Raw genomic sequence first — 12,562 nt, 5'->3', positions numbered from 1 at the left:
ATCAACAATCAGTGGCCTATGTATTTGGGACGGCGTCCTGTGGGGGGATCGATGCTGAAGAGTGCCAACCTTGACGAAGCGGTGGAACCGGTTTACCTGCTCCTGCTGCGCCGCCCCGGGATCACCGTCGCGGAGATTTCGGCCGCCTTGGACGTCCCGGACGCAGAGGTCAGGAAATACCTGGACGTCCTCGCCGACCTGGCGCTCATAAAGCGGTCGTTGCAGACCCCCGAAACCCTCATGCCCATGAACCCCGAGAAGGTGTTCGAAGCCGCCCTGTCCCAGAAGCAGGCGGAGCTGGCGAAGACGCAGCACGAGATGGAAGAGCTCCGGGCGGTGGCGGCGCGCCTGGCCAGCGAGTACGCGGTCGAGTACTCGTACGGCCAAGGAGGTGCCTTCGAGCGTCTGACCAGCGTCGAAGCGGTCCGGGCGCGGATGGACGAGCTCGTGGCGGCGACCACCGTGGAGACCTTGGCCTTCGCCCCCGGCGGTCCGCAGACCGCGGAGAACAGGGCGGCCAGCCGGCCTCTCGCGCAATCCCTCCTCTCGCGCTCGGTGGTCATGAAGACCATCTACCTCGACAGCGTTCGAAACGACCCGGGCAGCCTGGAGCACGCCCTTTGGCTCTCCGAAAACGGCGCCGAGACGCGCACGGTACCCGTACTGCCCCTGCGGCTACAGATCTTCGACCGGCGCTCCGCTCTTATTCCGATCAACCCCGAGGACAGTTCCCAGGGGGCGATCTTCCTGGAAGAGCCGGGCATGGTGGCCGCTCTGTACGCATTCTTCAGACTGGTGTGGGAGTCGGCCGCGCCGATCGCCCAGCCGAAGCGGACCCGCGACGTCAGCTCCGTCTCCCCTCAGGAAAGGGAACTGCTCCGACTTCTCGCCGACGGTCTCACCGACGAAGCCGCAGCTCGCAAATTGGGCATCTCCCTCCGAACCGAGCGCCGCATGATCACCGAAGTATCCGCACGCCTGGAAGCGCACAGCCGATTCCAATTGGGCCAGCGGGCCGCAGAAAACGGACTGCTTTCACCGGACCCGGGTTTCAGCGCCCAGTCTGCATGAGGCAGGGGCATTCCGGCCCTGGACAACCTGGCAGGAACGTGCAGTGGCGCAAACGTGGCAGGTGCGGACGTACCGGTGGCGGGCTCACACCCCCATCGGAGCGTGCAGCTCCACGGTGATCTCGACCTCGACCGGGGCGTCCAGCGGCAGTACCGCCACCCCGACCGCGCTCCGGGCGTGGATGCCCGCGTCGCCGAAGGCCGTGCCGAGCAGCTCGCTCGCGCCGTTGACCACGCCCGGCTGGCCGGTGAAGTCGGGGGCGCTGGCCACGAAGCCGACCACCTTCACCACCCGCTTCACCGCCGACAGGTCCCCGGCGACGGAGGCCACGGCGGCGAGGGCGTTCAGCGCGCACTGCCGGGCCAGCTCCTTGCCCTGCTCCGGGGTGACCCCGGCGCCCACCTTGCCGGTGACCGCGAGCGCCCCGCCGGCCATGGGCAGCTGGCCGGAGGTGTACACGTAGTGCCCGCTCACCACCGCCGGCACGTACACGGCGACGGGTGCGGGGGCGGGCGGGAGTTCCAGCCCGGCCGCCGCCAGGCGTTCCTCGGGGGTGGTGGGGGTCGCGGTCACGGGTGCCTCCTCGGGGCGGGCGGTGGGGGAAGGGGTCAGGGCCGGGTCACGCGCACCTGGTAGCGGCCGTTGCGGAGCTCGCCCACCACGGCGATGGTGATGCCCGCCTTCTCGTCGGTGAAGGTCTCGCCGGGCCGGAACGGCGCGTCCGACAGCTCGGCGTGCACGTTGGGCCGCCGGGTGCAGCCGCCGCTGCCGGTCGCGCTGTCCGAGACGGTGACCGGCCCGCGCCCGGTGTCCACGTCCGAGTCGACCTTGTAGATGAGGACGCCGGGCTTGCAGACGGCCTCGTCGTTCCCGGCGCGGGTGCGGACCTCGACCGCGTAGCCGGCGCTCTCGGAGAGCGGGACGAAGGCCAGCTTCGTGCCGCCCTCGACGGCCAGCGGGGACAGCACGTGGTCGCTGGTGCCGGAGGTGGAGGCGCAGCTGACCTGGCTGCTGTCGAGCCAGCCCAGCTTCCACTTGTGCCAGCCGAGGAGGTCGTTGTTGGCGCCCCAGTCCTCGCTCATGATGTCCCAGTGCCCGACCGTGCCGCCGCCGTCGGCGGTGTACAGGTCGGGGAGGCCGAAGACGTGTCCGTTCTCGTGGGGTAGCACCCGGTAGCCGGTCTCCCGGTAGGAGCCCGAGCCGTCGTCCTGGCGGCTGTAGACGAAGGACGTGTTCGCGAGCGGGACCCCGTCGGCCACCGGCGCCTCCCCGTTGCCGGAGAAGGTGACCGACAGGACGGTGTCCAGTGCGGACGGTCCGGCGTTCGGGGTGACCAGGATGTTGACCAGGTCGTACCGGCTGAAGTCCACCTCGGCGTCGGCGGCCTTCGCGATGTGCTCGACGAGCTGGCGGTAGCCGGGCTCGTACGGGGACCCGCGCTCGATCCCGTACGCCGCGAACGGCATCGGCATCCGCAGCCAGTCCCGCACCGGTGACTCGGCGCGGTAGGTGAGGCGGCCGTAGGAACTGGTGCGGAACCAGTCGGAGGTCTGGGGGAAGAACTCCGCCAGCCGGTCCGCGGCCGTGCCCTCGCCCTTGGCGTCCGGGAAGTCGATCATCAGGTTCAGTGCGCGGACCTCGCCGGTGGAGCGGGAGTACCCGGGCGGGGTCGGCAGGCCCTCCGACATCTGGACGCCCATGGTCCCGGTGATCCGGCACGGTGCCAGTACGGATTCGGCGCTGGTGGCGACGGGGCCGGAGGCCGACTGGCCGCGGCCGGATATTCCGCCGCTGGCGGTGGCGGTGATGCCCAGGGCCAGTGCGGTGAGGCCGATGAACGCACTGGTGCGACAGGGTCTGCGTATCCGGCGGCGGGTCTGCGGCATGGAGATCGCCTTCGGTCCGCGGCAGCCGGCCGGGTCCGGACTGCTCTGTGGGCTCACCCTCCGACGATTGCGACACGCCCGCGCGTCGAAAGCGCCCGAATGTGATCCGACCGGGGCAAAAGCCCCTCTCTGGGGTGTGGCGCAGCTCACACATGCGAGTGAAATAACCGGGGACCGGATCCCCGTTTGAAGGAGAGTCCCACGAAGCGGGGACCGGCTCCCCGGTTACGGGAGGCCGCAGAGACGGATCCGCCGGATCCCGCGCCCCAGGAAGGCCCCGGAATGAAGAGTCCCGCCCACGCCCCGGCGGCCGTACCCCGAGCGGCCGTGGACCTTGCCGAAGCCGGAGCCGGAGCCGGAGCCGGAGTCGGATCCGAAGCCGCGGCCGGAGCCGCCGCCTGCGCCCCGGCGGCGCCCGGCCGGGTCCCGAAGCCCCGCGCCGACGCCGTCCGCAACCGGGAGCGGATCCTGGTGGCGGCGCGCGAGATGTTCGTGGAGCACGGCGCGGAGGCCCCCCTCGACGAGATCGCCCGCAGGGCCGGCATCGGCAACGCCACCCTGTACCGGCACTTCCCCGACCGGGCCGCCCTCGTCCACCACGTGGTGCTCTACGTGATGGACCGGGTCACCGCCCTGGCCGAGGACTCGCTCGCCGAGGAGCCGGACGCCTTCGCGGCGCTCTGCCGCTTCACCCACGGCGCGGCCGACGAGCGGATCGGCGCCCTGTGCCCGATGCTCGCCGCGGGCTTCGACCGCGACCACCCCGAACTGCTCGCCGCCCGCGCCGCCTTGGAGACGGCCGTGGAGCGGCTGGTCGGCACCGGCCAGGCCACCGGCCTGCTGCGCCCCGACATCGGCGTCGGCGACCTGATGGTCGCGCTGTCGCAGCTCAGCCGCCCCCTCCCGGGCAGCGACTGCGTCGGCGCCGAACGGTTCCTCCACCGTCACCTCCAGCTCTTCCTGGACGGCCTGCGGGCCCCGGGCCGCTCCGAACTGCCCGGTACCGCAGCCACGTTGCAGGACCTCAGGCGCACCCCCCAGGTCTGAGGGACCTCCTCCGGCTTTCCGTAGTCCGTACTTCGTAGTCCGTAGTTCTCACGTCTTTTCAGTCATCCGCACAGTGAAGTGGGTACCCCCATGTCAAAAACAGCCGCGACCTCCCCGCCGGCTGCCGTCGACCCCGGCCGGTGGAAGGCCCTGGTCTTCATCGCCCTGGCGCAGCTGATGGTCGTCCTCGACGCGACGATCGTGAACATCGCCCTCCCCTCCGCCCAGACCGACCTCGGCATCTCGGACGGCAACCGCCAGTGGGTCATCACCGCGTACGCGCTGGCCTTCGGCGGTCTGCTCCTCTTCGGCGGCCGCATCGCCGACAAGTGGGGCCGCAAGAACGCCTTCGTCGTCGGCCTGATCGGCTTCGCCCTGGCCTCCGCCCTCGGCGGCGCCGCGACCGGTGAGGCCATGATGCTGGGCGCCCGCGCCCTCCAGGGCGCCTTCGGCGCGCTGCTCGCCCCGGCCGCGCTCTCCCTGCTCGCGGTCACCTTCACCGACGCCAAGGAGCGCGCCAAGGCCTTCGGCATCTACGGCGCGATCGCGGGCGGCGGCGGCGCCGTCGGCCTGATCCTCGGCGGCTTCCTGACCGAGTACCTCAACTGGCGCTGGACCTTCTTCGTCAACATCCCCTTCGCGATCGTCGCCGCCGTCGGCGCCTGGATGGTCATCCGCGAGCCGGCCGGCTCCCGCAACGGCGCCCGCCTCGACGTCCCCGGCGTGATCCTGTCGACCCTGGGCCTGGTCGCCCTCGTCTACGGCTTCACCCGCGCCGAGTCGGCCGGCTGGTCGGACACGGTCACCGTGGCCATGTTCGTCTCCTCGGTGCTGCTGCTCGCGGCCTTCGTGTTCGTCGAGTCCCGGGTGAAGTCCCCGCTGCTGCCGCTGCGCGTCCTGCTGGAGCGCAACCGCGGCGGTGTCTACCTCTCGCTGGGCCTCGCCGTCATCTCGATGTTCGGCCTGTTCCTCTTCCTCACCTACTACCTCCAGGTCGTGAAGGGCTTCTCGCCCGTCAAGACCGGCTTCGCCTTCCTGCCGATGATCGCGGGCATGATCACGGGCTCCACCCAGATCGGCGCCCGCCTGATGACCCGGGTCGCCCCCCGTCTGCTGATGGGCCCGGGCTTCCTGCTCGCCGGTGCCGGCATGCTGATGCTGACGCAGCTGGAGGTCGGCTCCTCCTACCCGGCGCTGATCCTTCCGGCGCAGCTGCTGCTGGGTCTCGGCATGGGCACGGCCTTCATGCCGGCCATGTCCCTGTCGACGCACGGGGTCGACCCGGCCGACGCCGGCGTGGCCTCGGCCATGGTCAACACCTCGCAGCAGGTGGGCGGCGCGATCGGCACCGCCCTGCTGAACACCATCGCCGCCTCGGCGACCACCGCGTACCTGACCGATCACGCGGCCGAGGCCGCGGCGGGCGGCCCGGCCGCGCAGCTCGTGCAGGCGCAGGCCATGGTCGAGGGCTACGCGTCCGCGATCTGGTGGGCCGTCGGCATCCTCGTCGCCAGCGCGGCCATCGCGTTCACGCTGATCAACACCGGCCGTCCGGGCTCCGGCGGTCCGGTGGCCTCGGGCTCCGGCGCCGAGGAGGACGCCGGGATCAAGGTTCCGGTGATCGCCCACTGACGGGGCCGTGCCCGGTGCGGGAATGACTGGAGACCCCACCTCGTTCAAATTTGAACGAGGCGGGGTCGGTCTTTTCGCGGCACCCCGCACCGACCACCGAGGAGCGCTCCCGTGACCACCGAGACCCCCCGCATGCCGGCGCTGTACCTCAGCCACGGGGCCCCGCCGCTCGCCGACGACCCGCTCTGGCCGGCCGAGCTCGCCGCCTGGTCGGCGGCGCTGCCCAGGCCGCGCGCGATCCTGATGGTCTCCGCCCACTGGGAGGAGGCCCCGCTCGCGCTCGGCGCCGTCGAGACCCTCCCGCTCGTCTACGACTTCTGGGGCTTCCCCGAGCACTACTACCGGGTGCGCTACGGGGCCCCCGGCGCCCCGGAGCTCGCCGCCTCGGTCCGCGCCCTGCTGAAGGCGCCCGGCACCCCGGTCCAGGACGTCCCGGACCGCGGCCTGGACCACGGTGCGTACGTCCCGCTCGTCGAGATGTACCCGGAGGCCGACATACCGGTCCTCCAGATCTCCCTGCCCACGCTGGATCCGGCCCGGCTGATGGACATCGGCCGCAAGCTCGCCCCGCTGCGCGACGAGGGCGTCCTGATCGTCGGGAGCGGCTTCTTCACCCACAACCTGGCCGCGTTGCGGCACACCGGGCCCGGTGTGCCCGGCTGGTCGGCCGAGTTCGACGACTGGGGCCGCGAGGCGCTGGCGGCGCAGGACGTCGACGCCCTGCTCGACTTCGAGGCCAAGTCCCCGGCGGGCCGCCTGGCCCACCCCCGCACGGAGCACTTCGCCCCGCTCTTCGTCACCCTCGGGGCCGCCGGCTCCGACCTCACCGCCCAGCACACCCCGGTGGACGGCTTCTGGATGGGCCTGTCGAAGCGCTCCGTCCAGTTCGGCGCGGGCCTCGCGCCGGGGCTCACCGCCTAGGGGACGCGGGCCGGCCCGGTGATCTGCTCGCCGATCACGAAGCCCCGGGCCGGCCCCTCGGGCACGACCGCCCCGGCCCCGTACGGCGCCCGCACCTCGCAGGCGTACCGGGCCTCGTCGGGCACGGGGCCGGTGAGCACGCTGACCGTGCCGTGGCCGTCGTAGTCGTCGACGATCACGTACACGGGGATCCCGGCCCGGGCGTACGCGCGGCGCTTGCGCACCCGGTCCCGGGCGACGTCCTGCGGTCCCGGGGCGACGACCTCGGCGACCAGGGGCACGCTCGACGCCTTGATCCCGAGCTCGCCCCGGGCGGCGTGCCCGGTCAGGTCGTCCGGTGCGAGGAGCACGTCCGGCGCCCAGGCCTGGTAGCCGCCGACCACGTACATGGCCATGTAGGGGGCGTACGGGCCCCCGCCCAGGTGGGCGGCCAGCCGGGACCGCAGCCGGTTCGCCGTGAGCGCGTGGGTGAACGGCCGGCCCACCCGCCACATCTCGATCAGCCCCTCCACGATCTCGACGCGGAAGGTCTCGGGCGGGTCGATGGCCTGCCAGGCCCGCCACAGGGCCTTGTCGAGCTCGGGGTCTGGTTCGGGACCGGCGCCGGTCGGCGCCGCGGTGCGGGACGGCCGCGGGATGTGTGCGATCACTCCCGGCACGCTACGGCCGGAATGTGGCATGCCGACGGAATATGCCCGCGCTTCACCCGGACGGGGGCCGAATCACCCGGACGGACGCGCGCCCGACGCGTGTCCGATGTACGCGCGTCCGCGGTCCGGCCGCCACCGGGTAGTGGGCGGCCTTTTTACCCGGCCATGCACCCCTTGCCCCGGTTCCGGCGATTCGATCGCCAGTCCAGGCAACCGCGAGCCGATGCCGCCCGTCTTCAGGGTGGGAGCACGCCCGCGGGCGGCGCCGCACCGGGCCGGAACCGGGGGGTGTCGGATGTGACGGCAGTCTCACGGATGTCGTCACCGCACGGCTCCGCGAGCACCCCGGAACGGCCCTCAGGCCCGGCCTGACCTGCGCGTTCCCCGGTTCTTGCGGGAGGTCGCCGCCTCCGGTTCCAGGGGATGGCGGGGCAGGATACTGCAAGATCTCGAAAAAGGAACACCGGCGTGGGAATTCTGTCCCGATTCCAGTCGTTGTTTCCTTTCGGAAGCGGGCACTCGGAAGAGTGTCCGAGGACGCACCGCGACCGATTCATCGCATCGCAAGGGAGCACGCATGGCAACCCGCGCCGTCGCCCGTCGTCAGTCCACGAGCAGCGCCCGCGCTGCGGGCGGGGAGATCGTCGACCGTGACCTGGTCGGCATGTACCTCGACGAGATCGCGCGCACCCCGCTGCTCGACGCCGCCAGGGAAGTGGAGCTCTCGCAGATCATCGAGGCGGGCGTGTACGCCCGGCAGATCCTCGACGGCGAGACGGAGCGGGCCGGGGAGATGCCCGCCCGCGAGGAGCTGGAAGCCCTGGCCGCCGAAGGCGAGCGCGCCAAGGAAGTCTTCATCCGGTCCAACCTCCGCCTGGTCGTGGCCGTCGCCCGCCGCTACCCGCGCAGCGGCCTGCCCCTGCTCGACCTCATCCAGGAGGGCAACGCCGGCCTGGTGAGGGCCGTCGAGAAGTTCGACTACGCCAAGGGCTTCAAGTTCTCCACGTACGCCACGTGGTGGATCCGCCAGGCCATCACCCGGTCCATCGCCGACCAGTCCCGCACCATCCGCCTCCCCGTCCACCTCGTGGAGGAGCTCGGCCGGATCCGCCGGATCCAGCGCGAGTTCAACCGCGAGAACGGCCGCGACCCCGAGCACGCCGAGATCGCCGCCGAGCTCGACTCCACCGAGAAGCGCGTGGGCGACGTCCTGGACTGGGCCCGCGACCCGGTCAGCCTCAACATGTCGGTCGACGACGAGGGCGACACCCAGTTCGGCGACCTGCTGGAGGACACCTCCGCGATCTCGCCCGAGCAGTCGGTGCTCTCGCTGCTCCGCAGCGAGGAACTGGAGGACCTCCTCGGCAAGCTCGACCAGCGCACGGCCTCCATCATCAAGATGCGCTACGGCATCGAGGACGGCCGCGAGCGGACCCTGACCGAGGTAGGCAAGCAGCACGGCCTGACCCGCGAGCGGATCCGCCAGATCGAGAAGCACGCCCTGCTGGAGCTCAAGCGCATGGCCCGCGACACCGGCTTCGACGCGGTGGCCTGACCGGCCCCGCCCGCGCCGCCGCCCGAGCCCCCGCTCGGGCCCCCGAACGAGCCCCGGTGCCCACCCCCCCCTGGCACCGGGGCTCCCCCCTGCCCGGGCACCGCGGCGGCCGGCCTCAGGCCCCGGCCCGGGCCAGCCGTGCGCCCAGCGCCCCGGCCGCCTCCGCCAGGAACTCCGGCCCCCGCACCGTGAACTCCAGCCCCGTGAGCGCCATCCGGGCCGCCAGCCACTCCGGCGCGTCCCCGCTCTCGAAGCGCACCCGCGCCCCGTCCGCCTCCGCGGCGGCCGCCTCCCGCAGCCACGAGGGCAGCTCCTCGGGCGGCGCGGCGAAGGACACGTCGACCGGGTACGTCCGCTCGCCCCGCAGCGCCCGCCGGACGAACTCGGCCGCCTCCATCGGCAGGCCGCGCGGGACGAACCTGGCCCCCGTCGCGAAGGGCTCGCTCACCCGGTCCACCCGGAAGGTGCGCCAGTCCTCCCGGTCCAGGTCGTAGGCCACCAGGTACCAGCGGCTCCCGGTGCTCACCAGCCGGTACGGCTCCACCAGCCGGCGCGAGTCCGCCCCGTCCCGCGCCCGGTACGCGAACCGCAGCCGCTCCGGCCCCGCCACCGCCCCGGCCATCGCCGTCAGCGTCCGCGGGTCCACGCTCGGCCCGTCCCCGCGGGTCACCGCGACCGTCGCCGACTGCAGGGCGCCCACCCGGTGCCGCAGCCGGGCCGGCAGGACCTGCTCCAGCTTCGCCAGGGCCCGTACGGAGGCCTCCTCGACCCCCTCGATGGCGTGCCCGGCCCCCACCCGCAGCCCCACGGCGATCGCCACGGCCTCCTCGTCGTCGAGCAGCAGCGGGGGCATCGCCGCCCCCGCCACCAGCCGGTACCCGCCGTCCGCGCCCAGGGTGGCCTCCACCGGGTACCCCAGCTCCCGCAGCCGCTCGATGTCCCGGCGGATGGTCCGCGGGCTGACTTCCAGCCGCTCCGCCAGCTCGCTGCCCGGCCACTCGCGCGGGGTCTGGAGCAGGGACAGCAGGGTGAGCAGCCGGGCGGGGGTGGTGTTCATAGGCCAAGATTGCCAGGTAAGTAGGACACACCCTGGCCTAGTTCCCGTCTAGGTTTCTCTCCATGAGCACCGAGACGTCCATGGCATCGCCCGAAAGCGAGAACGGGCCCGTACGAGAAGAGCGGAACGCACCCGCCGAAGCAGCACCCGCACCAGACGCCCCCGGCGACCCCGCCGCCCCGGCCGACCGCCGCCGCTGGCTGGCGCTCGCCATCGTGATGACCGCGTCCTTCATGGACCTGGTCGACGTCACGATCGTCAACATCGCGATACCCAGCATGCGCCAGGACTTCGGCGCCTCGACCAGCGCGATCCAGTGGATCACCGCCGGATACGCGCTCGCCTTCGCCGCCGGCCTGATCACGGGCGGCCGTCTCGGTGACATCTACGGCCGCAAGCGCCTCTTCCTCGTCGGCGTCGCCGGCTTCACCGTCGCCTCGCTGCTCTGCGGCATCGCGCCCGACCCGTCCATGCTCGTCGCCTCCCGCCTCCTCCAGGGCGCCATGGCGGCCCTGATGGTCCCGCAGGTCCTCGCGATCATCCACGTCACCTTCCCGCCGCACGAGCGCGGCAAGGTGTTCGGCATGTTCGGCGCGATCGTCGGCCTCGGCGCGGTCTCGGGACCGATGCTCGGCGCGCTGCTCACCGAGTGGAACCTCTTCGGCCTCGAATGGCGCACGATCTTCCTGATCAACCTGCCCGTCGGCATCGCGGCCGTGATCCTGGGCCGCAGGTTCATCTCCGAGTCCAAGGCCCCCAAGGCCCTGCGCCTGGACCTGGTCGGCGTCGTCCTCGCCACGCTCGCGCTGGTCATGCTGATCTACCCGCTCACCCAGGGCCGGGAGAACGCCTGGCCGCTGTGGGGCTTCGTCTGCATGATCGCGTCGCCGGTCGTCTTCGCGGGCTTCATCGCCTACGAGAAGTACAAGATCAAGAAGGACGGCTCCCCGCTCGTCGAGCTCTCCCTCTTCCGGATCAAGAGCTTCGCCGGCGGCATCACGGTCCAGCTGGCCTTCGGCCTGGTCACGGGCATCTTCTTCCTGGTCTGGACGCTCTACATGCAGATGGGCCTGGGCTGGACCCCGCTGCACGCGGGCAGCACCGGCATCCCCTTCTCCATCGCCGTCTCCGTCGCGGCCGGCCTCTCGGTCGAGAAGCTCGTCCCGCGCTTCGGCCGCAAGGTGCTCCAGGCCGGTGCGGTGGTCATGGCCGCGGGCCTGCTCCTCTACATCTGGGAGTCCGAGCACTACGGCATGGACATCTCCACCTGGCAGATGGCCGCCCCGCTGGTCCTCATGGGCATCGGCATGGGTCTGATCGTCGCCCCGCTGAACGACACCATCCTGTCCCAGGTGCCGCGCGAGCACGCCGGCTCGGCCTCGGGCCTGATCAACACCACCGGCCAGGTGGGCAACGCCCTCGGCCTCGCGCTGACCTCCGTCGTCTTCTTCGGCTCCATCGAGGACGACCGGATCTTCGGCGTCCCGTACGTCGAGGCCTTCCGCGGTGCGCTGTGGTGGGTCGTGGCGGTCCTCGTCGTGATCCTCGCGGTGATGTTCGTGCTGCCGCGCCGGCAGGTCCCGATGTCGGAGCGCGAGGGAGCCGTCGAGGGCGCCCACTGAGGACCCCGGGCTCCGGCCCGTGACGTCTGCGGACATGCCCGCTCCATCGAGTGGGTATGTCCGTTTTTCTTTGTTTTCCCCCGGTTCTCCCCGTAGAGTGCGGGGGGAACCGGTCGAATCCGGTGCTGAACGGACACGAACCCACAGGCGGCTCGCAATGATCCTCACGGTCACCCCCAACCCCTCCCTCGACCGGACCTACGAGGTCCCTTCGCTGGACCGCGGTGCGGTGCTCCGGGCCGCGGGGGAGCGGGTCGACCCCGGCGGCAAGGGGGTCAACGTCTCCCGGGCCGTCGCCGCGGCGGGCGGCACCACCACGGCGGTCCTCCCGCTGGGCGGCTCCGCCGGGACCCTGCTCCTGGAGCTGCTGACCGCCGAGGGCGTGGACGTCACCGCCGTGTCGATCGCCGGGCTGACCCGCTCCAACATCGCCGTCGTGGAACCGGACGGCACCCTGACGAAGATCAACGCGGCGGGCCCGGAGCTCTCCGCCCGCGAGTCCGGCCTCCTGCTCGACACCGTGCGCGGCACCACCGGAGCCGACTGGATCGCCTGCTGCGGCAGCCTGCCGCCCGGCCTGGAGCACCGCTGGTACGCCGAACTCGTCACCCGCGCCCGGGAGGCCGGCGCCCGCGTCGCCCTGGACACCTCGGGCCCCGCCCTGGCGGCGGCCCTGCCCGCCCGCCCGGACGTCGTCAAGCCGAACGCCGCCGAGCTCGCCGAAGCGGTGGGCCGCCCGCTGGCCACCCTCGGCGACGCCGTCAAGGCCGCCGAGGAGCTGGTCGGACGCGGCGCCGGCGCGGTACTGGCCTCCCTCGGCCCGCACGGCCAGCTCCTGGTCACCGCCGACGCCGCCCACCACGGCACGGCGCCGGTCACGGCGGTCCGCAGCGACGTCGGCGCGGGCGACGCCGCGCTCGCCGGCTTCCTGACCGCCGGCGGCACCGGCCCCGCCGCCCTCGCCTCGGCCCTCGCCCACGGCGCGGCCGCGGTACAGCTGCCGGGCAGCGTCATGCCGGGCCCGGGGGACCTGCGCCCCGAGGCCGTCCGCATCACCCGGGACCTGCCGCTGGACCTCCCGCTGTCCGCCGGCTGACGCCGGCCGGGGCCCGCCGGCCGTC

At 72.4% G+C, this 12,562-nt stretch carries 11 protein-coding genes; 7 read left to right on the top strand and 4 right to left on the bottom strand.

Annotation, left to right across the window (positions count from 1 at the left end; all coding sequences use genetic code 11):
- Positions 1–51: 51 nt before the first annotated feature.
- On the top strand, positions 52–1,071 hold the full coding sequence (locus tag ACIPW5_RS13460) for a LuxR C-terminal-related transcriptional regulator (RefSeq protein ID WP_401244178.1): 1,020 nt from the start codon (positions 52–54) through the stop codon (positions 1,069–1,071).
- Between the two features lie 84 nt (positions 1,072–1,155).
- On the opposite strand, the gene ACIPW5_RS13455 is transcribed toward ACIPW5_RS13460, so the two are convergent.
- Positions 1,156–1,644 carry a RidA family protein gene (locus ACIPW5_RS13455; protein ID WP_401244176.1) on the bottom strand — a complete coding sequence of 163 codons (489 nt, stop codon included), beginning with the start codon at positions 1,642–1,644 and terminating at the stop codon, positions 1,156–1,158.
- A gap of 35 nt (positions 1,645–1,679) precedes the next feature.
- Positions 1,680–2,957 carry a M6 family metalloprotease domain-containing protein gene (locus ACIPW5_RS13450; RefSeq protein WP_401244174.1) on the bottom strand — a complete coding sequence of 426 codons (1,278 nt, stop codon included), beginning with the start codon at positions 2,955–2,957 and terminating at the stop codon, positions 1,680–1,682.
- A gap of 282 nt (positions 2,958–3,239) precedes the next feature.
- On the opposite strand from ACIPW5_RS13450, the gene ACIPW5_RS13445 reads away from it, so the two are divergent.
- The 3 genes from ACIPW5_RS13445 to ACIPW5_RS13435 all read left to right on the top strand — a co-directional run bounded on the left by ACIPW5_RS13445 (position 3,240) and on the right by ACIPW5_RS13435 (position 6,557).
- Positions 3,240–4,004, top strand: coding sequence for a TetR/AcrR family transcriptional regulator (locus ACIPW5_RS13445; RefSeq protein WP_401244172.1), 765 nt, complete (start codon positions 3,240–3,242; stop codon positions 4,002–4,004).
- Positions 4,005–4,094: 90 nt separating this feature from the next.
- Complete coding sequence (locus ACIPW5_RS13440; RefSeq protein WP_401244170.1) at positions 4,095–5,636, top strand: MFS transporter; 1,542 nt, start codon at positions 4,095–4,097, stop codon at positions 5,634–5,636.
- A gap of 132 nt (positions 5,637–5,768) precedes the next feature.
- Positions 5,769–6,557 carry a dioxygenase gene (locus ACIPW5_RS13435; RefSeq protein WP_401244391.1) on the top strand — a complete coding sequence of 263 codons (789 nt, stop codon included), beginning with the start codon at positions 5,769–5,771 and terminating at the stop codon, positions 6,555–6,557.
- Here ACIPW5_RS13435 and ACIPW5_RS13430 read toward each other — a convergent pair.
- Positions 6,554–7,207, bottom strand: a complete 654-nt coding sequence (locus ACIPW5_RS13430) for a Uma2 family endonuclease (RefSeq protein WP_401244169.1) — start codon at positions 7,205–7,207, stop codon at positions 6,554–6,556. The genes ACIPW5_RS13435 and ACIPW5_RS13430 overlap by 4 nt on opposite strands.
- Before the next feature lie 577 nt (positions 7,208–7,784).
- Here ACIPW5_RS13430 and ACIPW5_RS13425 point away from each other — a divergent pair.
- Positions 7,785–8,762, top strand: a complete 978-nt coding sequence (locus tag ACIPW5_RS13425) for an RNA polymerase sigma factor RpoD/SigA (protein WP_401244167.1) — start codon at positions 7,785–7,787, stop codon at positions 8,760–8,762.
- A gap of 115 nt (positions 8,763–8,877) precedes the next feature.
- Here ACIPW5_RS13425 and ACIPW5_RS13420 read toward each other — a convergent pair whose 3' ends face one another.
- Positions 8,878–9,819 carry a helix-turn-helix transcriptional regulator gene (locus tag ACIPW5_RS13420; protein WP_401244165.1) on the bottom strand — a complete coding sequence of 314 codons (942 nt, stop codon included), beginning with the start codon at positions 9,817–9,819 and terminating at the stop codon, positions 8,878–8,880.
- A gap of 62 nt (positions 9,820–9,881) precedes the next feature.
- On the opposite strand from ACIPW5_RS13420, the gene ACIPW5_RS13415 reads away from it, so the two are divergent.
- Entirely contained in the window at positions 9,882–11,441 is a 1,560-nt protein-coding gene (locus ACIPW5_RS13415; RefSeq protein ID WP_401244163.1) for an MFS transporter, read from the top strand.
- Between the two features lie 157 nt (positions 11,442–11,598).
- Positions 11,599–12,537 carry a 1-phosphofructokinase gene (pfkB, locus tag ACIPW5_RS13410; protein ID WP_401244161.1) on the top strand — a complete coding sequence of 313 codons (939 nt, stop codon included), beginning with the start codon at positions 11,599–11,601 and terminating at the stop codon, positions 12,535–12,537.
- Positions 12,538–12,562 lie beyond the last annotated feature (25 nt).

The organism is Streptomyces sp. NPDC090077 (genome assembly GCF_044747545.1).
Taxonomy (GTDB): domain Bacteria; phylum Actinomycetota; class Actinomycetes; order Streptomycetales; family Streptomycetaceae; genus Streptomyces.
This window is presented reverse-complemented; position numbering and strand designations above follow the sequence as displayed.

Coding starts and splice junctions, on each gene's coding strand:
- ACIPW5_RS13460 (WP_401244178.1), top strand. CDS start 52: ATGCTGAAGAGTGCCAACCTTGACGAAGCGGTGGAACCGGTTTACCTG.
- ACIPW5_RS13450 (WP_401244174.1), bottom strand. CDS start 2,957: ATGCCGCAGACCCGCCGCCGGATACGCAGACCCTGTCGCACCAGTGCG.
- ACIPW5_RS13445 (WP_401244172.1), top strand. CDS start 3,240: ATGAAGAGTCCCGCCCACGCCCCGGCGGCCGTACCCCGAGCGGCCGTG.
- ACIPW5_RS13440 (WP_401244170.1), top strand. CDS start 4,095: ATGTCAAAAACAGCCGCGACCTCCCCGCCGGCTGCCGTCGACCCCGGC.
- ACIPW5_RS13435 (WP_401244391.1), top strand. CDS start 5,769: ATGCCGGCGCTGTACCTCAGCCACGGGGCCCCGCCGCTCGCCGACGAC.
- ACIPW5_RS13425 (WP_401244167.1), top strand. CDS start 7,785: ATGGCAACCCGCGCCGTCGCCCGTCGTCAGTCCACGAGCAGCGCCCGC.
- ACIPW5_RS13420 (WP_401244165.1), bottom strand. CDS start 9,819: ATGAACACCACCCCCGCCCGGCTGCTCACCCTGCTGTCCCTGCTCCAG.
- ACIPW5_RS13415 (WP_401244163.1), top strand. CDS start 9,882: ATGAGCACCGAGACGTCCATGGCATCGCCCGAAAGCGAGAACGGGCCC.
- pfkB (WP_401244161.1), top strand. CDS start 11,599: ATGATCCTCACGGTCACCCCCAACCCCTCCCTCGACCGGACCTACGAG.